21 protein-coding genes are annotated in these 20255 nt (G+C 41.6%); 5 read left to right on the plus strand and 16 right to left on the minus strand.

What is annotated here, in order from left to right; all coding sequences use genetic code 11:
• The 3 genes from NSS92_RS18530 to NSS92_RS18540 form a co-directional block, all read left to right on the plus strand.
• A partial coding sequence (locus NSS92_RS18530) for a sensor histidine kinase (RefSeq protein WP_340870117.1) occupies window positions 1-607 on the plus strand: 607 nt, incomplete at its 5' end.
• Between the two features lie 80 nt (window positions 608-687).
• Entirely contained in the window at window positions 688-1329 is a 642-nt protein-coding gene (locus NSS92_RS18535) for a response regulator transcription factor (protein ID WP_252056613.1), read from the plus strand.
• Between the two features lie 23 nt (window positions 1330-1352).
• Window positions 1353-1742, plus strand: a complete 390-nt coding sequence (locus NSS92_RS18540; protein WP_095409463.1) for a hotdog fold thioesterase — start codon at window positions 1353-1355, stop codon at window positions 1740-1742.
• A gap of 98 nt (window positions 1743-1840) precedes the next feature.
• Here NSS92_RS18540 and mnhG read toward each other — a convergent pair whose 3' ends face one another.
• The 7 genes from mnhG to NSS92_RS18575 are packed head-to-tail and all read right to left on the minus strand — an operon-like array spanning window position 1841 to window position 7611.
• Entirely contained in the window at window positions 1841-2215 is a 375-nt protein-coding gene (mnhG, locus tag NSS92_RS18545; protein ID WP_142945429.1) for a monovalent cation/H(+) antiporter subunit G, read from the minus strand.
• Window positions 2199-2480: a Na(+)/H(+) antiporter subunit F1 gene (locus NSS92_RS18550; RefSeq protein WP_024425942.1), complete on the minus strand. Its 282-nt coding sequence runs from the start codon at window positions 2478-2480 to the stop codon at window positions 2199-2201. Before NSS92_RS18550 ends, mnhG begins: the two co-directional genes overlap by 17 nt.
• Entirely contained in the window at window positions 2480-2959 is a 480-nt protein-coding gene (locus NSS92_RS18555) for a Na+/H+ antiporter subunit E (RefSeq protein ID WP_340870120.1), read from the minus strand. The genes NSS92_RS18550 and NSS92_RS18555 overlap by 1 nt, the downstream gene beginning before the upstream one ends.
• A gap of 6 nt (window positions 2960-2965) precedes the next feature.
• Window positions 2966-4444 (minus strand): Na+/H+ antiporter subunit D, encoded by a 1479-nt coding sequence (locus NSS92_RS18560; RefSeq protein ID WP_340870122.1) that lies wholly within the window; start codon window positions 4442-4444, stop codon window positions 2966-2968.
• A complete protein-coding gene (locus tag NSS92_RS18565; RefSeq protein ID WP_024423316.1) occupies window positions 4437-4778 on the minus strand; it encodes a Na(+)/H(+) antiporter subunit C in 342 nt (113 codons plus the stop codon). Before NSS92_RS18565 ends, NSS92_RS18560 begins: the two co-directional genes overlap by 8 nt.
• Entirely contained in the window at window positions 4778-5209 is a 432-nt protein-coding gene (locus NSS92_RS18570; protein ID WP_267586546.1) for a Na(+)/H(+) antiporter subunit B, read from the minus strand. Before NSS92_RS18570 ends, NSS92_RS18565 begins: the two co-directional genes overlap by 1 nt.
• On the minus strand, window positions 5206-7611 hold the full coding sequence (locus NSS92_RS18575) for a Na+/H+ antiporter subunit A (RefSeq protein ID WP_041107625.1): 2406 nt from the start codon (window positions 7609-7611) through the stop codon (window positions 5206-5208). The genes NSS92_RS18570 and NSS92_RS18575 overlap by 4 nt, the downstream gene beginning before the upstream one ends.
• A gap of 219 nt (window positions 7612-7830) precedes the next feature.
• Between NSS92_RS18575 and NSS92_RS18580 the strand changes: the two genes are divergently transcribed.
• Window positions 7831-8040 (plus strand): hypothetical protein, encoded by a 210-nt coding sequence (locus NSS92_RS18580; RefSeq protein WP_024423313.1) that lies wholly within the window; start codon window positions 7831-7833, stop codon window positions 8038-8040.
• A 74-nt stretch (window positions 8041-8114) separates the two neighbouring features.
• On the opposite strand, the gene NSS92_RS18585 is transcribed toward NSS92_RS18580, so the two are convergent.
• From NSS92_RS18585 to malK, 7 genes are all read right to left on the minus strand, one after another.
• Window positions 8115-9452 (minus strand): 2-hydroxycarboxylate transporter family protein, encoded by a 1338-nt coding sequence (locus NSS92_RS18585; protein WP_024423312.1) that lies wholly within the window; start codon window positions 9450-9452, stop codon window positions 8115-8117.
• 176 nt (window positions 9453-9628) lie between these two features.
• Entirely contained in the window at window positions 9629-10588 is a 960-nt protein-coding gene (locus NSS92_RS18590) for an ABC transporter permease (protein ID WP_048237319.1), read from the minus strand.
• Window positions 10589-11635, minus strand: a complete 1047-nt coding sequence (locus NSS92_RS18595; RefSeq protein ID WP_095409459.1) for an ABC transporter permease — start codon at window positions 11633-11635, stop codon at window positions 10589-10591.
• Entirely contained in the window at window positions 11628-13163 is a 1536-nt protein-coding gene (locus NSS92_RS18600) for an ABC transporter ATP-binding protein (RefSeq protein WP_340870132.1), read from the minus strand. The genes NSS92_RS18595 and NSS92_RS18600 overlap by 8 nt, the downstream gene beginning before the upstream one ends.
• 159 nt (window positions 13164-13322) lie before the next feature.
• Entirely contained in the window at window positions 13323-14405 is a 1083-nt protein-coding gene (locus NSS92_RS18605) for a BMP family lipoprotein (protein ID WP_234107340.1), read from the minus strand.
• Window positions 14406-14799: 394 nt separating this feature from the next.
• Complete coding sequence (locus NSS92_RS18610; protein ID WP_024423307.1) at window positions 14800-15507, minus strand: response regulator; 708 nt, start codon at window positions 15505-15507, stop codon at window positions 14800-14802.
• Window positions 15500-17098, minus strand: a complete 1599-nt coding sequence (gene malK / locus NSS92_RS18615) for a malate sensor histidine kinase MalK (protein WP_340870138.1) — start codon at window positions 17096-17098, stop codon at window positions 15500-15502. The genes NSS92_RS18610 and malK overlap by 8 nt, the downstream gene beginning before the upstream one ends.
• A gap of 185 nt (window positions 17099-17283) precedes the next feature.
• Between malK and NSS92_RS18620 the strand changes: the two genes are divergently transcribed.
• Window positions 17284-17841 carry a YufK family protein gene (locus NSS92_RS18620; RefSeq protein WP_024423305.1) on the plus strand — a complete coding sequence of 186 codons (558 nt, stop codon included), beginning with the start codon at window positions 17284-17286 and terminating at the stop codon, window positions 17839-17841.
• Window positions 17842-17883: 42 nt separating this feature from the next.
• On the opposite strand, the gene NSS92_RS18625 is transcribed toward NSS92_RS18620, so the two are convergent.
• Together NSS92_RS18625 and NSS92_RS18630 are read right to left on the minus strand one after the other, a co-directional pair.
• Window positions 17884-18294 (minus strand): thiol-disulfide oxidoreductase DCC family protein, encoded by a 411-nt coding sequence (locus NSS92_RS18625; protein WP_024423304.1) that lies wholly within the window; start codon window positions 18292-18294, stop codon window positions 17884-17886.
• Between the two features lie 18 nt (window positions 18295-18312).
• A complete protein-coding gene (locus NSS92_RS18630) occupies window positions 18313-20214 on the minus strand; it encodes a transglycosylase domain-containing protein (protein ID WP_340870143.1) in 1902 nt (633 codons plus the stop codon).
• Between the last annotated feature and the right edge of the window lie 41 nt (window positions 20215-20255).

Below are 20255 nucleotides of genomic sequence, written 5' to 3' on the forward strand. Positions count from 1 at the left end.
CTCAGATTTAGCGAGGGATCTTCATGATTCCGTGCTGCAGGACTTGATATCACTAAAAAGGCAGTCAGAGATGTTTTTAACGAATTTCCAAAACAACCAATGCCCAACCTCCATTGAAAATTCGCTTGTCTCATGGAACGATCAAATGTCTAAAGTGATTCAGACGACGAGAGAAACGTGTCATGAGCTTCGGCCGCAGCTGCTGTATGATTTAGGTTTAGTAAAGGCGATATCGAAGCTGACTTCTCAAATTCAGGAGGAAGCGCCATTTCATATAAGGCTGAATACGACACGCTTTGATAAAGAGCTGGACATTGATATTGATTCACAGCTGAATATTTATCGAATTGTCCAGGAGCTGTTATCCAATGCCCTGAAGCACTCCAAAGCCACTCAAGTGTTAGTGATGCTGATTTGTATTAAAGATCAGGTTGTTCTTCACTATGAGGATGATGGAGTCGGTTTTGATGCAAGTCATCTTGATCAGCACACAATGAGCATGGGGCTATCGGGAATTAGGGAACGAGTCAAAGCGTTAAATGGAAAGCTTCAAATTCACACAGCCCCGGAAAAAGGGCTTAAGGTGAAAATTGAAATGGAATTGTAACGATTTATTAAGGATTAAGACTTGGCATCAGCCAAGTTTTTTATATAAAATGGAAGTGAGTGATTTAAAGGGAGGAAGACATGAAGAAGATATTGGTCATTGATGATCATCCGGCTGTCATGGAAGGGACAAAAAGTATATTAGAATCAGACCAGCAGCTATCAGTCGATTGTTTAAGTCCTGATGCAGAAGCCGCCTTTTTAAAGACGCATGACTTTTCCATCTATGACGTGATTTTGATGGATTTAAATCTCGGGGATATCAATGGAATGGACATTGCGAAGCAAATCTTAGAAACCAACCATCAAGTAAAAATTATCATTTACACAGGGTATGAAGTAGATGATTATTTTGAAGAGGCTATTCGGGCTGGATTACACGGTGCAATTAGTAAAACAGAGACGAAAGACAAAATTATTGAATACATACACCGCACATTACAAGGAGAAGTTGTCATTCAGCTGTCCTATTTAAAGAAATTAATTTCACAGCAGCAAGAAAAGCCAGAACAGGAGCAGCAAAATGATCACGACCTCTTAACCGAACGAGAGTGTTTGATCCTTAGAGAAGTAGAAAAAGGATACACAAACCAGGAGATTGCCGATGTGCTTCATTTGAGCAAACGGTCAATTGAGTACAGTTTGACATCCATCTTTAATAAGCTGAATGTTGGATCTCGTACAGAAGCGGTGTTAATTGCCAAGTCTGAAAGTGTGCTGTAAACGTGTGAAGGGAGAGGGCCTTAATGGATGTGAGCGGATCAAATACACTGCTTGAGGCACTAGGCATTGAGATTGTAGAGTGCAATGAGTCACGATGCGTTGCAACAATGCCAGTCGATCACAGAACAAAACAGCCATTTGGACTGCTGCACGGAGGAGCATCTGCTGCTCTAGCAGAAACAGTGGCGAGCATGGGGGCTGCTGCTCATTTAGACTTAACGCAGCAAGTTTGCTCAGGTATTGAAATCAATGCCAATCATTTAAAATCTGTACGCGATGGAGTGGTGACAGCGACAGCTGTTCCAGTACATGTAGGACGGCGTACAATGGTATTTCAAATCGATATAAAAGATGATCGAGACCGGCACATCTGTACGTCAAGATGCACACTTGCTGTCATTGATCGCATATAAAAAAGCTCCCGGTGCAGCGGAAGCTTTTTTTATATGCTGTTGAGCGATAAAAGAAAAGAATGGCCCAACATGTCAGGCCATTCTTTTTCGCTTTTTTTTTATAAATAAGAATCTTCTTTTCGCTTAATCACAAAGTTGCGGAAGCCGCCATAATCATCTTGGACACTGCGCTTGTCAAGCTTAACACCAGTATTGTAAGCTGCTCTTCCGATCAAGTGCGCGCCGACTGGTGCTGTCAGAAAGATGAATACGATCCCAAGAAGGATTTTTGCAGAAATAACACCTGCAAGAAACCATTCGTGAAAAAACACACCTACTAAAATCAGAACAACACCAAGTGTCGATGCTTTTGATGCAGCATGCATACGTGTGTAAACATCCGGCAGGCGGAGGACACCAATGGCTGAAATCAAACAGAGAATAGCGCCTAGCATGATAAAGAAAATCACGATGGCTTTAGCGATGACGATCATTTTCAATCACTTCCCCTTTCTCAAGGAATTTGGAAAAAGCGACAGTACCGATAAAGGCAAGGATGCCGAGCAGTAAAATAATCTCAAAGAATGCAGTGGTTTTCAGTAAAATTGAAACGATGGCTGTCATCCCAATTAAATTGATTCCTATCGCATCAAGCGCACTCACACGATCAGGAATAGAGGGACCTTTGATCACTCGTATCACAAAAAGCAAAGTAGACAGCGCAAGAATGCCAAGTGACATTTGCAAAATGAGTTCCATTACTTACCGCTCACCTCCTGAATCGCTTTTTCAAATGAAACCCGGATATCGTGAATGGCTTTTTCAGCATCTTCAATATCCATCGCATGAATGTATAAAATCGAACGATCATCAGAAATATCAATCACTAGTGTACCTGGTGTCAATGTAATCATATTTGCCAGTATGGTGATTTCCCAATCTGTTTTCAAGTCCGTACGAAAGGCGAAAATACCGGGCTTAATCGTGAGCTTTGGAGATAATACGGTCTTTAATACACTTAAATTGGCAAGAAGCAGCTCGCGAATAAAAATGATGATAAGCTTGAAAATCGCATAAAGGGCATAGCCGTAAAAACGCTGCGGGAAAAATCGACGCAGCATAAAAATGGCGATCATCCCTAATGCAAAACCTGTTACAAAGTCTGCGGCTCTGTATGTATCATTCATAAACATCCATGTAAAGGCGAGGAGTGCGTTTAGTAATATTTGAAAGGCCATGTTCATCTACTCCTTCAGCACAGCTTGAATATATTTTTCTGGTGTAGAGAGCATTTCCGCTGCTTGATTGATATAAGGGGCAATGAACTCTGTCCCTAACCCAATGGCAAGCGATAAGACGACAAGCAGTACGCCAGGGTACACCGTTCCTTTAATTGACGGCTTTCTTCTGCGCATATCCTGTTCCTCGCCCCAAAATGCGGATATGAAAATCTTCATAATAGAGTAGAGGACAAGGAGGCTGGACAGTAAGACCAGGATAGAAAACGTCATGTGTCCTGCAGAAAATCCACCTTCCACAATTTTCAGCTTTCCAACAAAGCCACTCAGCGGCGGAATTCCTGCAAGCGATAAAGCCGATATGAAAAACATCCATCCTAATAGAGGCTGGGATTGAATCAGTCCACCCATTTTTTTCAGTTGGTTTGTACCAGCGTACACAAAGAGGGCACCTGCCAGCATAAATAATGCTCCTTTGATCACCATGTCGTGAATGAGATAATAAATGGCACCTTGGAGTGATGCAGGTGTGTTGGCTGCAAATCCAAACAAAATGACCCCAACAGCTGTGACAATGTTATAAATCACGATCTTCTGCACATCAGAATAGGCGATCGAGCCTATCACACCGAATATCACCGTCAGTGCGGCAAGCCACGCCATGAGTGTATGGGTGAAGCCTGTATCGTGTATAAAAATTAATGTAAAGACTCTGGCAATCGCATATAAGCCAACCTTTGTAAGCAAAGCCCCAAATAGAGCTGAAATCGCTGCTGGCGGCGCGTGATACGATCCTGGCAGCCAGAAATAAAGCGGGAAGATCCCAGCTTTTAAGCCGAATACAATGAGGAACAGGATGGAAATAACAGTGATTAACCCTGTTTGCCCTGATTCAGCTATTTTCACACTTAAATCAGCCATATTGAGCGTACCCGTCACTGCATATAAACAGGCGACTCCGACAATAAATAATGCCGAAGAGATGATATTAAACACAATATATTTGAGTGATTCACGAAGCTGAGGCTTTGATCCGCCTAATACAATGAGCATATAAGATGCCATCAACAGTAATTCAAAGAATACAAACAGGTTGAAAATATCTCCCGTTAAAAAGGCTCCGCTCACGCCAGCTAACAAAAACTGTACGCCAGAATAATAGAAGAGCCGCTCTCTTTCTTTCCCAATCGTTTGAAAGGAGAAGAGGACTGTCACAAGCCCGACAACGGAAGCGGTCAGCACAAGGAGTGCAGCAAATTGATCGGCCACAAGGGCAATCCCAAATGGCGCTTTCCAGCCGCCCAAATAAAGGGTTTGTATCCCATTTGTGAAAATCGTTTGAACCAAATATGCATTACATATAATGGCTGAAAGAGATGCCAAGACACTAAAGACTCTTGACAGCATGATGTTTTTATTCATAAAGATCAATAGTGTAGCAGCTAGTAATGGAATTAATATAGGCAGGATCACGAGATTATTCATGCTGATCATTTCCTCTCATTTGATCCATGTCATCTGTTCGCAGCTCTTGGAAGGCACGGAAGGCCATGACAAGTAATAAGGATGTCACACCAAAAGCAATGACAATGGCTGTTAAAATTAATGCTTGTGGCAATGGATCTACATAGGATGTGAGCCCCTCTTTTAGAACTGGAGGTGCTCCCTTTTTTAAGCCGCCCATTGTTAAAAGAAGCAAGTGGACGCCGTGACTCAAAACAGCAGTACCGACGATGACCCGCAGAAGGCTCTTTGACAGCATCAAATAGGTCGCCGCCATAAAAATAATTCCGACGATAATAGACATTAGAAACTCCATTATTCCTTCTCTCCAATCATTTGAATAATGGTCATGGTGACACCGACAACGACTAAATACACACCGATATCAAACAGGACGGCTGTCGCCAGTTCTGTTTTCCCTAAAAACGGTAATTGGAAATAATCAAATGCATGGGATAGAAAAGGTGCACCGAATAGAAAGGATCCCATACCTGTCAGAATCGCAACGAGCAAACCGGCTCCAGCTACATAAATAAAGTCAAATGGCAAAATGCGTCTTACTGTTTTTAGATCATAGGCTAAAAGCAGAAGAACAACAGCCGCAGCACTCATCAGGCCGCCAATGAATCCGCCGCCAGGATTGTTATGTCCCGCAAGAAATAGGTGAAGGGAGAAAAGCAAGATGATGAATGCTGTGATTTTTGTTGTGACTTGCAAAAGCATATCATTCGTATCAATCTTTCTCATCGCCGCACACCTCTCTTCCGTTTTGCTTGTGTTTTTAATAACCCATAGATACCAAGTGCTGCAATGGCGAGCACAGTAATTTCAAAGAGGGTATCAAAGCCCCTGAAATCTACAAGAATGACATTGACAATATTGTCACCGCCAGCAAGTTTGTAGCTATTTTCAATAAAGTAAGTTGAGATGGTGTCAAGTGACTGCTGACTTGTGGAAGCAAAAGCTAGACAAGTGACAACAACCCCAACACCTAAAGAAATGATGAAATTAGTCATTTTGAATCTTCTCGTTTTTTGCTTTAAGCTCAGCTTCGGCAAATGATAGAAGCAAAGCAAAAACAGTGCGACTGAAATCGTTTCAATAATCAGCTGCGTCAGCGCAAGGTCAGGTGCTCTGAAAATCACGAAGAATAATGACAGCGTGTAGCCCATGACACCTAGAGCAATAATAGCTGTTAATCGTGAGCTTGCGAATACAGTTGCAATCGTCGCCGCCACCATCACAAGTGAAAGAATCACCTCATACGTGCCAATTGAGGCAGCCTGATCTGTTTGAAATGAAAAGGCCTGCTGATAAAACATCACACCGCCAATGACAATAATCATGAACCCGAACACATAAACAAGATAGTCCCGAAGAAAACCAGTCATATAACTGTTTGTCAGGCGATATGAACCTTTTTCCAAACCGATAAGAGAGCGGTCGTATAAAGCGTTAAATGACCATTTTTCCTTAAAGATGTTGTACATAGGACGCCATTTTGAAAGCGTCAAGTAGCCGATTGTGCCGAGTACAACAACACCTATTGTCATATAGAGCTCTGGCTGGAAGCCATGCCATGCTTCAATTTTCACAGAAAAACGGCTTCCTGTTTCAATCGCTTCAGGAATGATCGCCGCAATTGCAGGTTCAATGACAGAATAGGCAAGAATATTAGGGAAAAAGAAGAAGGTGACCACAAGTGCAGCTAGAATGATGGGCGGAATGAGCATGCCGATCGGTGCTTCATGCGGTTTTTTCTCCAATTGGTCTATATTCAGACGGCCTCTAAAAGTTTTAAAGAGGAGCATCATACTATAAATGAACGTAAAGACGCTAGCGAGCCAAGCGAGTGTCGGGAAGATGGCACCCCATGTTGAAACGTCCGTAAAGCTGATATCAGAAATCCGTATCATACTTGTGAAAAATAGCTCTTTACTTAAGAAACCGTTAAATGGCGGTAATCCGGCCATTGAAAATGTACCGATTAACGTAATTGTGAAGGTAATCGGCATGATCGTCATTAATCCGCCTAATTTCCGAATGTCACGAGTTCCTGTTTCATGATCGATAATACCAGCTGCCATAAAGAGACTGCCTTTAAACGTAGCATGGTTAATGAGGTGAAAAATAGCTGCAAGAACGGCTGCGCCAAAAAAGGCAGGATTGTTTTCATGAATCGCAGCTGCGCCGACGCCAAGCATGAGCATAATCATGCCGAGCTGACTCACTGTCGAATAGGCCAGAATGGCTTTCAAATCGTTTTGCCGGACGGCGTGGAATGATCCCCAGAATAATGTGACAAGCCCAACGATGGAAATGGTCCAGAACCATACCTCTGATATAGCAAAGATTGGACTGAAGCGGGCAACAAGATAAATACCGGCTTTCACCATCGTAGCAGAATGCAGATAACTGCTCACAGGGGTCGGTGCTTCCATTGCATCAGGCAGCCAGATATAGAATGGGAACTGCGCTGATTTCGTAAAGGCACCTAGTAAGATTAGGATCATGGCAGGGATAAAGTAAGGGGATGCCATGATGAGCTGAAGCTGATTGACTGCTTCACGAATACTGAATGAATCAGTAATCAGGTAAATGAGGATGAAGCCACCAAGCATAGCTAATCCGCCAAAAACAGTAATAAGCAGTGATTTCGTTGCTCCATATCTAGAGCGCTCCCGCTTATACCAATACCCAATTAAGAGGAAGGAAGAGATACTCGTTAACTCCCAAAACAAGTATAAAACCACCATGTTGTCAGAAAGAACGACACCCAGCATCGCGGTCATAAACATGAGCAAATACGTGTAGAAAGAGCCAAGCTGTTCTTTTTCCTTTGATAAGTAGAAAATACTGTACAGCACCACTAGTGAGCCGATACCTGTAATTAATAAAGCAAATAACAGGCTGAGACCATCGACATACACAGTGAAATTCATCCCTAAAGATGGAATCCATTCAGCCTGTGAGAAAAGCGTTCGTCCATTCGAAGTGATGTGTAACATTTGGATGAAATAGGTAAATAAAAGAATCGGCAAGATGAGAACAAACCATCCTGTATGTATACGCCTCACATATTTGTAAAGGAAAGGTACAACAAAAGCGAGTAAAAAAGGTGATAGGATGGCGAAGTGAATAAGCTGCAAGAAAATGAACCTCCTTTGATCAATATAAATTCACGTTCTAAAGAACTGGTAATTAAAATTATAGCGTAAATACAGCCATAGTGCATTGGTTTGAAACGATTTCAAGCAAACTGTATTTGTTTTAGGTTCTTTTGACCACAAAAATAATTTTATCAAAAATGATACTCATTGTATATTGTTTTGTTTTTCGTACATGCTTTTCCTAAAGGAGCTGATCAAATGAAACGAAAGATCGCCATCAGCTTAAGCCTATTCTGCACGATTTTAGGAGGAGCATTCTTGATTGACCGAAATGATCAAAAAAGGTGGCAGGCCGGGAGTGAATGGCCGCTGTTTTCTGAGCATCTTCTTCACATGAGCTATCAAGAAACCAAGCTGTATCCTTTTCAGCCCAGGGAATATTTACGAATTGTATTAGCTGATGAATAAGATCTTATAGGAGAAAAGAAATATAAAAAAAGCATGGGCCCATGTGAGAGCCCATGCTTTTTATGTGTGGTAGTTTAACTAAACACTCTGAGTAAGATCGTTGCACAGATAACAGTTGCTGCTCCGCCAAGTCGTGTAGATACTTGTGCGAAAGGCATAAGACCCATTCTTCCAGAAGCTGAAAGAATCGCAACGTCACCAGTACCGCCAAGTCCGCTGTGACAGCCAGTGACAATAGCAGATTCTACTGGATACATGTTCATTAGTTTTCCAACGAAGTAACCAGAACCAACCATTGCGAGTACAACAGCGATACATACGCATACGAATGGAATGGAGATGACAGTTGCTACATCATCAAGTGGAATGTATAGAATACCAAGACCAACCATTAGCGGCCATGTAAAGCTTTTAGATACAAACTTGTAGAACTGCTGTGAGCCGTTTTGAAGATGCTGAGGCATCACGTTTAAGTATTTGATTAAAGCAGCAAGAACAATCATTAAGATTGGACCTGGAATATGAACAAAGCTTTCTAACAGACCACCAAAGATGAAGGTTGTACAAGCAACGAGTACACCAGCACCCATTAACCCGAAATCAACTTTTGCATCCAAATCTGGCTGCTCGAAAATTTCGTTTGCTTCTTTAGATTTCACAAGACGGCCATTTCCGTTTAGCTCAGGACGTTTTTCACCAAGCTTCTTCAATGCGCCAGCACAGATAATGGCAATGACGTTCCCAATGACAGCCGCAGGAATTAATTGAGAAATTAATGACTCTGCTGATACATCAAGAATTTGTGAATAAGCGATAGATAATGGCAAAATCCCTTCTCCAACACCACCGGCAATAATCGGTACAATAATAAAGAAGAATGAATGATGCGGTGTGTAACCAACTAAAAGGCCAACAAGGATACCAGCACTCACAGCTGCAATTGTACCTGCAACGAGAGGAACAAACATACGAATAAGGCCTTGTACTAAAACAGTTCGCTGCATCCCAAGAATACTACCTACTACAAGAGCAGAGATATAGAAGTAAAGGAAGTTCGACGTTTTCATAAGAGACGTAACCGCTTCCAATGAGTTCGGATTCAGAACATTAAAAAAGACCAGGAACGATGGTACGAATAAAGAAAGAATCGCCGGTCCACCAATATCTTTTAAGATTGGAATACGTTGTCCTACATCTCCAAGGAAAATTCCCAAAATCATAATAACAGCGAAACCACCAAGCATATTTGCTGGAATTTTATTGAAATAAGCGGCAGTTAAAATAATCGCTGCAAGTACTAAATACACAGGTAAATCAATAACACCAATTTTCCAAGACATGATCTTACGGAAAACGCTTTTATTATTGTCAGAATCGTCTGTAATCGATTTCAATTGTTGTGCATTAGCCACATAAACACCCCCAAATGCTATTTGTCTCAATTGTAGAAGATTCAATGACTCTCTTCTATTTATTAAACTAAAATAAGTGTAATAAAAGTAAAATAAACAGGAGTTTTTGTGTTTTTTATCATACAAAAATCCCCTGAAGGTAGTTTGTCCTTCAGGGGATTGATCATACATCGTATTTATCGTTTTCCTTTTAGATAAGGCGTACCAAGTGCTTTCGGTGCATCAGCACGTCCGATGAAGCCAGTAAGTGCTAAGATGGTGAGCACATATGGTGCTATGAGCATATACACGTTCGGTATATCTTGGAACAGCGGCAGGAGAGAGCCAATAATGCTTAAACTTTGAGCAAATCCAAAGAATAACGCAGCGCCCATTGCGCCAAACGGATGCCATTTACCGAATACAAGCGCAGCTAGTGCGATGAAGCCTTGTCCAGTAATGGTGGCATGGGAGAAATCAAGCGCGATCGTTGAGGCATAAACAGCTCCGCCAAGACCGCCAAACAGTCCACTAATGAAGACGCCGATATAACGCATCCGATACACTTTGATTCCCATTGTATCAGCTGCCATTGGATGCTCTCCGACTGCACGAAGACGAAGACCAAACGGCATTTTAAATAAAACAAACCAAGCAACAACTGCAAGAGCTAAGGCGAGTATGGACGTATAATAAACATCTTTAAAGAAAATATCACCAATGATCGGAATGTCACTTAAAAGGGGAATATCTCCTTTATAGAAAGGCTCTGTAATTTTATCAGTTTGTGCTTTTCCGTAAATCAGTTTTACGACAAACAATGTAGCACCAAGAGCCAGCATGTTAATGGCCACACCACTGACCGTTTGATCAGCTCGGAAGGTAATGGTCGCCACTGCATGAATCAGTGAGAACAATCCGCCAACGGCCATTCCGATGAGAAGCCCAAGCCACGGGGTCAAGGCTCCAAACGTATCAGCAAAAAATAAGTTAAAGATAATACTGGAAAATGCTCCGACGACCATCAAACCTTCAAGACCGATATTGACAACACCTGATCTTTCTGAAAAGACGCCTCCAAGAGCGGTTAAAATAAGTGGTGCAGCATAAACAAGTGTAGCTGGGACGATGATTTCAAGTATTTGCAGAAATCCCACTTATTTTCCCCCCTTTTTCTTCATTTGTTGAATCACAAGACGGATAATATAGCTTGAGGCGACGAAAAGAATGATGATCGCAATGACAATATCAACAACCTCAGTCGGTACGCCTGATTCAAGCGGCATATTTAAAGCACCGACCTTCAATCCACCAAGCAATAATGCAGCAAGAACAACACCAACAGCCGTATTTCCACCTAATAAAGCAACGGCGATTCCATCAAAACCTACGCCTGTAAACGAGCCTTTAATAGAGGCATATTCAAATGTACCAAGGCCTTCCATAGCGCCTGCAAGACCTGCAAAAGCACCTGAAATGAGCATCGCATAAATGATATTGCGGCGAACGTTCATACCAGCATAATGTGATGCCTGCTGGTTCATTCCAACAGCACGTAATTCAAACCCTTTAGAGGTTTTTTGAATAATGACCCACATCACGACCGCAGCAATAATGGCAACAAAAATACCATTATGCATCCGGGAAAAATCAGTGATCTGCTCAAAAAATCCAGAGCGGAGCGAGGCAGTGGCATCGATTTTATCTGTTTTATCTTTATTATCTGTTAAGACATTTGAGATTAAATAGTTTGTGACATGAAGGGCAATGTAGTTCATCATGATGGTGACGATGACCTCATGCACATAAAAACGAGCTTTTAAAAACCCAGGAATAAAGCCCCATAATGCACCAGCAGCAGCTGCTGTGATGAGTGCAAGCGGGAGATGGATATACATAGGTGCATGGACAGTTGTTCCGATCCATACAGCAGCTACCCAGCCAATGAGCATTTGGCCTTCTACACCGATATTAAACAGGCCTGTCCGAAATGCAAAGGCAACAGCAAGACCTGATAAAATATAAGGTGTCACTTGCCTGATGGTTTCTCCCATATAATAGGTTTCACCGAAAACGCCATTCCAAAGGGCGCTATAGCCTTCGATGACACTATAACCGCTTGCCAGCATAATAATGGCCCCAACGAAAAGGCCAAGTACAATGGCTATAAGCGGAATCAGCAGATTTGTTAAGCGATTAGACATTTGCTTCTTTCCCCACTTCCTGTTGCGTACTTCCAGCCATTAATAAACCAAGCTCTTGCTCTGTTGTTTCTTTTGGATCAACAATGGCCACAATGCTGCCTTCGAAAATGACAGCGATCTTATCACTGACATTAATAATTTCATCAAGTTCAAAGGAGATGAGCAAAACGGCTTTGCCTGAGTCTCTTTGCTCAATTAGACGTTTATGAACAAATTCAATTGCACCAACATCAAGTCCTCGTGTCGGCTGAGCGGCAATTAATAAATCAGGATTGCGGTCAACTTCACGGCCGATAATGGCTTTTTGCTGGTTACCGCCTGACAGAGCGCGCGCTTCTGTATATTCACTTGGTGTTCTGACGTCATATTCCGCAATGATTCGTTTTGCTTTTTGATAAATATTTTTTATATTCAATAAGCCGAATTTTGAATAAGGACGCTGATAATATGTTTGTAAGGAAATGTTTTCTCCAATTGAAAAATCGAGCACAAGCCCATGTTTATGACGGTCCTGAGGGATATGTCCAATCCCAGATTCGGTCACTTTACGAGGCGGGAGATTTTGAATGGCTTTCCCGTTTAGCATGATTGTGCCAGATTCTGATTTTTTTAGACCGGTAATGGCTTCAATTAATTCAGACTGGCCATTGCCATCTACCCCAGCAATTCCGACAATTTCGCCAGCCTTCACTGAGAGGTTCAACTGTTTGACCGCTTCAATTCCCCTGGCGTCTTTTACTGTGAGGTCTTGAATTTGAAGAACTTCCTCAGCAGGAGAAGCAGCTTTTTTGTCTGTTTTAAATGACACTTCACGGCCAACCATGAGGCTTGCAAGTTCGTCTTTATTTGTGCTTTCCACATCAAGTGTACGAATGCCTTGGCCTTTTCGGATAATGGTCACGCGATGACAGGCATCCATAATTTCTTTCAGCTTATGGGTGATTAAAATAATGGATTTACCTTCATTGATTAAGTTTTTCATAATTTGTATGAGTTCTTTGATTTCTTGAGGTGTTAAAACGGCCGTTGGTTCGTCGAAGATCAAAATGTCAGCGCCGCGGTAAAGTGTTTTTAAGATTTCTGCACGCTGCTGCATGCCGACAGAGATGTCAGATACTTTTGCGGCAGGATCTATTTTCAAACCATAGCGGTCAGAAAGCTCTTGTACTTGCTGTATGGCTTGTTCTTTGTCAATCTTTCCAAATTTCTTTGGCTCTTTACCTAAAATGATGTTTTCAGCAACAGTGAAGGTATCGACAAGCATAAAGTGCTGATGCACCATTCCGATGCCTAAATCACTAGCATCATTTGGACTAGAGATAGTCACGGGTTTTCCGTGCACCTTGATTTCACCTTTTTCAGGCTGGTACAGTCCGAAAAGCACGTTCATGAGCGTTGATTTTCCAGCGCCGTTTTCACCAAGCAGCGCATGAATTTCGCCCTTTTTTAGCTGCAGCGTAATGTTGTCGTTTGCTACAATGCCAGGGAATTCTTTGCGTATATTCAACATTTCAATGACATAATCCACAGGTTTAACCGCTCCTTTTTTAGGGTGCTGATGAAGATAAAAACTAGCAAAAGAAAAGCTGCAAAACGAGGCTGCAGCTTTTCTTTTACCACCTTTTACGAATAAAGAGGAGGTAAAGGAGAGGCAAGGGGATAAGGTGCGCTTATCCCGATGCTCAAATTAAGCTTTAAAATCTTTTAGTTCATCACGTGTTGCAGGGATTTTAATTTCACCCTTGATGATTTTTTGTTTCCATTCTTCAACTTTCTTTAATACATCTTTATCAAGGTTTTCCTTAGATGGAGAGATGTCAAGAGCGCCTTCTTTCAGACCGTATGTGATCACTTCGCCGCCAGGGAACTTACCTTCTTTTGCTTTCGTTGTTAAGTCTTGTACCGCTGTGTCTACTTTCTTAACCATAGAAGTAAGGGTGACACTTTGTTTTGTTCCAGGTACTTTTCCTTCGTCATACTGGTCTTTATCTACACCGATGACCCAAACTTTACGGTTAGGATCCGCTTTTTTCAGGTTTTTCGCTTCTGTGAAGACACCAGTTCCAGTACCGCCAGCAGCATGATAGATGATGTCGACGCCGGATTTGTACATACTTTCAGCTGTTGCTTTCCCGATGTCAGCCTTATCGAATGCACCAGCATATTTCACTTCAACTTTTGCTTTCGGGTTAGCTGCTTCAACACCTGCGCGGAAACCGACTTCGAATTTTCTGACTAATTCAGAATCAACGCCGCCGACAAAACCAATTTTGTTTGATTTTGTAGAAAGAGCAGCCGCAACACCCACAAGGAATGATCCTTCGTTTTCGTTAAACACAATGCTGGCCACGTTGTCTTTTTTCACGACTGCATCAACGATAGCAAAGTGGTTTTTCTTACGTTGATCCGCAATTTCAGATATAGCATCTTCCATTAAGAAACCAATTCCGTAAATCAGGTCGAATTTCTCACGAGCAAGTGTGTTTAAGTTTGTTGTATAGTCAGCATCTGATTTAGATTGTAAGTAATCAAAGCCGTTTTTACCTTTTTTTAAATTGTTGTCTTTCCCAAATGCTTGTAAACCTTCCCAAGCTGATTGGTTAAACGATTTGTCATCGACACCACCGACATCAGTTACCATTGCAACAGTGAATTGATCTTTATCTTTTTTGCTTTCACCGCTGTTTGAGCCAGAGTTGCCGCATGCTCCAAGGATGGTTCCTGCTGCTACGACTAAGGACAATGCTAGTCCAATTTTGCGCTTCTTCAAAACATAACCCCCTATAAAATTTAAAAGTTTCAGAAAAGTCTCGCGAAAAAAGACCGACTTATCTCTTCTCACCCTTCTGAAAAGGGTATTTTATCCTGCTTTCTCATGAAACTTATGGAGGGCAGGAGAGAAGATGTAAGACATCAGACTTATATCTCGGTGAACTAATCAATCATAATTTATCATTTCCAATCGAATAAATAAATAGAAATTTGTTTTATTTTTAAAAAAATGTTAAATGGCTTTATTTGATGTCTTTTTATCTGCTGAAATATGATATAATGCCGCTTTTGTGATGTGCTCTACTACAGGAGAACAGCTGATATCAAGGGGTTTGTTACATCGTATGCCATAAAAAAACATCTGGCCTTTGTGAAAGGTCAGATGTAGCAGTTTAAAGATATTGCTGAATCAAATTCATATTGCTTGTGTTCAGTTTATATTGGAAAACAGGACGTCCAATTGTCCCATACGCCATTTCAACATCCACCACTTCGATATCCTCAAGGAATTTCAAGTATTTTCTAATGGAGACTTGAGAGATTTCTGTATGATTGGCTAGGTCTTCAGTCGTGAAAGCCTGCTGACCAAATGATTGAATGCTTGTCCAGATGAGTTTGAGTGTGCTTTTGGTCAGGCCTTTTGGCAGAAGGACTTTTTCCGCCTCTGCTTTTTTATGAAAAAGCTTCGCATCTAAATCATTTTGCGAAATGCTGTTCATGGATTGATACAGGGCGTGTTTCCGTTTATACTCTGCCAGTGCTGATTGGAATCGTTCGAACTCAAAAGGCTTGATTAAATAATCAACTGCTCCATTTCGCATCGTTTGCTGTACAACATCGACTTCATTTGCAGCCGAAATGACAATGACATCAACGGCATGATTTTGCTGGCGAATTTCTGTTAGTAATGCCAGTCCATTTTGTCCAGGCATATAAATATCGAGCAGTACGAGGTGAATGACTTCTGTTTTTAACACTTCAAGTGCCTGCTGAAAGGAGGTGGCAATCCCCTTTAACTCAAAGCCGTCGATTTGGGTCAGGTAGCGTTTGTTCAGCTCCCCAACCATTGGATCATCTTCTACTATTAACACATTAATCATGTGAATCCTCCTTTTGTTTATACGGAATGCGGAGACTAAAGGTCGTTCCTTCTCCTTTTTCACTCGTGACAATCATATGTCCGTTCAATTTCTTGATGCTTTGGTCAACGAAGTAGAGTCCGAACCCTCTGTCTTCTCCTTTAGTTGAAAAGCCTTGATCAAACATGATGTCTTGTTCTTCTTTTGTGAGACCAACACCTGTGTCCGTGATTTCAATGTGAAGCTGCTGATGGACGTATCTGAAGGAGATCGAGATGTTTTTCGTCTCAGTATGTGAAACAGCATCGAGTGCGTTATTTAACAGGTTGCCAATCACGGTAATGAGATCATGCGTCACTGCCGGGTCCTCCGTATTTGGCACTTGTGTGCTGCAAATAACCTCCAAGGCAGCGCCTTGTTCCCTGATATAGCTTTGTTTTCCTAGTAAAAATCCTGCTAAAACAGAGTTTTTCACATGGTTGATGATTTCATTTGTTTCCGTTTGCTGATAGATCGCAATATCTTTGATATAAGTGCCAAGGTCATCGTAGTTTTTGAGCTGAACCAATCCTAAAATGACATGCAGCTTGTTCATAAATTCATGTGACTGGGCACGAAGCGCATTCGCATACATTTTGACCCCGCTAAGCTGCTCAGCCAGATGTTTCACTTCTGTTTTGTCACGGAAGGTGGCGATGGCCCCGACAATTTCACCTTTTACCGTAATTGGCACTTCATTAAAGACGAGCTCCAGTCCATTCATTCTCACGTCACGATCAAGCAGCGGCTTGCGTGTTTTAATGACTTGCTTTAAGCCGCTTGAAGGGAGGAGAGTTTGAACATCTTGTTCTCTAGGATCAACCATAATGCCCATATTATGAAAGAGCCGTTTGGCCTCTGCATTGGCCAGCTTGATTTTACCGTGCTGATCAACGGCAAGAATCCCTTCTTTTGTTGATTCTAGCATGGCGCTTCTTTCTTTTAACAATGTGGCGATCTCATCCGGCTCAAGTCCAAACATAATTTTCTTCACTTTTCTTGCAACAATGAGTGCTCCGATGATGCCGGATAGAAGGCTGAGTGATGTGACGAAGTAGAGTGGAAGTAAGCTTTGATGAATAATCAAGTCAATTTCCTTTAACGTAATCCCTACAGCCACAGCCCCGAGCTGCTTACCATTTTGATCATAAACAGGAACAAAAGCACGCATGGATCTGCCGAGTGTTCCAGAAGCCGTACTAATATGTTCTTTTCCCTGTAATACTGCTTTTTCATCACCGCCGGCAAAGCGCTTTCCAATCTTCTGCGGATTCGGGTGTGTTTTGCGGATACCGTTCATATCCATGACGACAACGAATTCGGTTTTGGTGATTTGCTGAACACTTGTTGTATATTTTCGTAATGCTGAATATGAATGATCTTCTAATGATTGTGAGGTGATCGGTGCTTCTGCGACCATTTTGGCAGTAGAGAGAGCAATGTCACGCTCCTGCTGATGAATGTTTTTGGCTGTTTCCGACCATATCGTAAAGAATGTGATACAAAGGGAGATCAGGACAACGACACACACAAAAATCGTCAGCCGTGTTTGCAGTCTTAAAGTTTTTTTCACGAGTATACCCCTAACGCACGATTTTTTCGTAACAGTAATACTTTAACGGGAAAATGTAAGTTTGTGAAGGAATGTACGTGCAAAATCATAAATTTGATTTTGCTGTCAGTTTACTTTGAAAGCATCTTGTCAATCCGTTTTAAGTGAGCCATAATAAATGTGAGCTTATGAGAAAGGAACTATTTATGAAAAATACATATTTGACTGGATATTTTCCGCTGATTTCAATTTTACTATTCAGCTCTGCTTTTTCGATTTTTACAGTAGGTATCACAACTGATTTCTTGACTCAAGCAGGTATTTTAAAAGGAATGCTGGAATTTTTCTCAGAACAGGGCATCCGTCTTGCTCTCTTTGCTGCTTTTGCACTTGTTTATTTTATGATCTTATCTGCCTTAAAACTGATTGCAGATACGGTATTAGAGCTGGCGTTGCTCTTTTTCGCTAAGGACCCTGAAGGGGAGAACTTAAAGAAAATCCGGATTGCATCCGTTGTTTATTTATTTGCCAGCTTGCTTGCATTTCTGTTGACGCAGCAGCTCATTCTGCTTGTCGGACTTTTTGCATTAGCAAGTCTTGTCTATTTTATCTGGGTTGTGGTTCGCATTTATCAATCGCTTTCTATGCTGAATTTGATTGGATTTATGATGTTTATTCTGCTGTTTTGGGCGACGTTTTTGATCGGTATTTTGTACTTATTTATTAAGCTTTATAACAGTGTGATGGCAAGTCTGCCTTCATAAGCAGACAAAGAAAGCATCCTCCAATGATGGAGGATGCTTTTTTTATGAAAGAAACCGTTTTTGAATATCGGGTGTAGGCATCATACAAGATGTTTTTTGACCAAACCATTTGTAGCGATTTTTTGCAATCAGCTGATAAAACCAATCTCGGATTGGGCGAGGTATGGCAAGGAGTAAAAAGCTCCATCTGTATATCCCTTTTAAATGCCGCGCGGCTTTTAAGATGCCTGTCGACTTCGTATAAAGGGTCCCTTTTTCAATATAAATGAATGAATTGAACTCATCTAAAGGCAAACCGTTTTCTTTTAAAATACGCTGCCCTGTATCTGATTGTAATGAAGCGAACATCATCCGTTCATTCGGATCGCGCTTAATCACAAACTGAACAGCGCCGCTGCACACGTTGCAGACACCGTCAAATAAAATTAAATGGGGTGGATGTGTTGAATGCATCGCAATCAAACCTCCTGTTTATCTGGCGTATTGCATCGTATTTTTCCAAATACGTAAGTGCGGGCTTGAATTGTAAATCGATTCGACCGTTCCTCTATCTCTTCCGACCCAGACACCCATTGTGTACTGATCTGTCAGTCCCACAAACCAAATATCTTTGTAGTCATTGGATGTCCCTGTTTTACCACCGATGTAAGGGGCATTGAAATTCGCTTTTTTCCCTGTACCACTTTTCACAACGGAGGTAAGCAGCTTACGCATCGTTTCATTTGTACGCTGAGAATATACTTGTTTTGGCGACTCTTTCCACTTGTAAAGGGTCTTACCGTTTAAGTCTGTCACTTTTGTGATCGAATGACTTTGTGTGTAGGCTCCTTGGTTGCCAAAGACGGTATACGCATCTGTTATTTCTAGCGGTGAGAAGCCTTTCGTAAATCCGCCAAGTGCAGAAGGAAGGCGGTAATCATCCGCTACGATATGCTCGAATGAGAACTTCTCTAAATAGCTGAAGCCTTTTTTGACACCTACTGTATCCAGCATTCGGATCGCAGGGGTATTGTAAGAATGTTTAAAGGCTGTTTCAAGTGTGACCGTTCCATACGTTTTATGGTTATAGTTCTGCGGACAGTATCCGCTGCTGCAAAACTTGCCGGCACTGATGGTGCTTGAAGCCGTTGCGCCGGTTTGATCAATATAAGGCGCATAGTCTAAAAGCGGTTTAATCGCAGAACCAGGCTGTCTTTGCGCTTGATAAGCATAGTTGAAATCAAATTTCTTATAATTTTTCCCGCCAGCAAGTGCAACAATTTGATGCGTTTCATGATTAATGACGGCTGATCCGCCTTCCACACCTTGGTAAGGCAATTGAGCATTGAGCTGATAGACGGCTCTTTGCTGTAAGGAAGGATCAAGCGCCGTATAAATTTTCACGCCATCCTGGAGCAGGGCACTGACCTTTTCAGATAATTCTTTTTGTATCGCCTTTTTTGCTTCACCCGTTTTGGCCTTCTTCAATCGTTTTGTAAAGCCCTCCTGGTCAGACACAAGATCGGTAAACTCTTCATTGGCATATGTCACATAGTCAGGGTAAAGGTTTTTCTTTTCACTTAAGGACAGGCTGATTCTTTCTTTGACGGCTTTTTTGTATTGTTTTTTGGTGATGACGCCATCTTTCTTCAAAATACCAAGCAGTCGTTCTTGGCGTTTCTTTGTGTGCTTGAACTGTTTTAATGGGTCATACAGTGTTGGGTTGTTTGGAATAGCAGAGATAAATGCCATTTGTGCAAGTGTTAAAGAACTAAGCGGCTTATCAAAATAGTAATTAGCCGCAGAACCGACACCGTAAACACCATTACTGAAATAAATCGTATTTAAATAGCTTTCGAGAATTTCATCTTTAGAGAATTTCCGTTCAAGTTCATAGGAATAGAGCAGCTCCGTAAACTTTCTGCTGAACGAACGTTCATGGCTTAAATATAAGTTGCGGGACAGCTGCTGTGTGATCGTACTCGCTCCTTGGCTGATGCCATGGTTTTTGACGTTTGCGGCAAGGGCACGAACAACTCCCATAAAGTCAATGCCTTTATGGTCATAAAAGTTGCGGTCCTCTGAGCGAAGGAACAGCTCCTTCACAGGTTCAGGGATTTTATCGTATTTCACGAACACTCGGTTCTCATCGTTTGAGACGATCTCGGAGATAAGAGAACCATCCCGGTCATACATATAACTGTTTTGGGAAAAATCTATCTTTTCCAGCTTGATTTTTTGATCAAGCACTTCGTTAACAGGCTTTACACTTGCAGCTTCTTCCTTTGATAGATAAAAAGTCAGAACAAATAATGGGATGAGGGCAGCAAGTAATAACCAACCAATAATTGCACGAAACATGAGGTCACTCACTTTCTTCAATTTTCTAGCCATATCGTACCATTCTTTTGCGAATACGAGAAGGTTATTTTTAG

Source organism: Bacillus sp. FSL M8-0166, from assembly GCF_038008825.1.
In the GTDB taxonomy this organism is placed as follows: domain Bacteria; phylum Bacillota; class Bacilli; order Bacillales; family Bacillaceae; genus Bacillus; species Bacillus safensis.

Coding starts and splice junctions, on each gene's coding strand:
- NSS92_RS18550 (WP_024425942.1), bottom strand. CDS start 2,480: ATGGAACTCATTTTGCAAATGTCACTTGGCATTCTTGCGCTGTCTACT.
- NSS92_RS18540 (WP_095409463.1), top strand. CDS start 1,353: ATGGATGTGAGCGGATCAAATACACTGCTTGAGGCACTAGGCATTGAG.
- NSS92_RS18595 (WP_095409459.1), bottom strand. CDS start 11,635: ATGTCTAATCGCTTAACAAATCTGCTGATTCCGCTTATAGCCATTGTA.
- NSS92_RS18630 (WP_340870143.1), bottom strand. CDS start 20,214: ATGGCTAGAAAATTGAAGAAAGTGAGTGACCTCATGTTTCGTGCAATT.
- NSS92_RS18565 (WP_024423316.1), bottom strand. CDS start 4,778: ATGGAGTTTCTAATGTCTATTATCGTCGGAATTATTTTTATGGCGGCG.
- NSS92_RS18625 (WP_024423304.1), bottom strand. CDS start 18,294: ATGCATTCAACACATCCACCCCATTTAATTTTATTTGACGGTGTCTGC.
- NSS92_RS18570 (WP_267586546.1), bottom strand. CDS start 5,209: ATGAGAAAGATTGATACGAATGATATGCTTTTGCAAGTCACAACAAAA.
- NSS92_RS18620 (WP_024423305.1), top strand. CDS start 17,284: ATGAAAAATACATATTTGACTGGATATTTTCCGCTGATTTCAATTTTA.
- NSS92_RS18555 (WP_340870120.1), bottom strand. CDS start 2,959: ATGGCCTTTCAAATATTACTAAACGCACTCCTCGCCTTTACATGGATG.
- NSS92_RS18580 (WP_024423313.1), top strand. CDS start 7,831: ATGAAACGAAAGATCGCCATCAGCTTAAGCCTATTCTGCACGATTTTA.
- NSS92_RS18535 (WP_252056613.1), top strand. CDS start 688: ATGAAGAAGATATTGGTCATTGATGATCATCCGGCTGTCATGGAAGGG.
- NSS92_RS18610 (WP_024423307.1), bottom strand. CDS start 15,507: ATGATTAATGTGTTAATAGTAGAAGATGATCCAATGGTTGGGGAGCTG.
- NSS92_RS18560 (WP_340870122.1), bottom strand. CDS start 4,444: ATGAATAATCTCGTGATCCTGCCTATATTAATTCCATTACTAGCTGCT.
- mnhG (WP_142945429.1), bottom strand. CDS start 2,215: ATGATCGTCATCGCTAAAGCCATCGTGATTTTCTTTATCATGCTAGGC.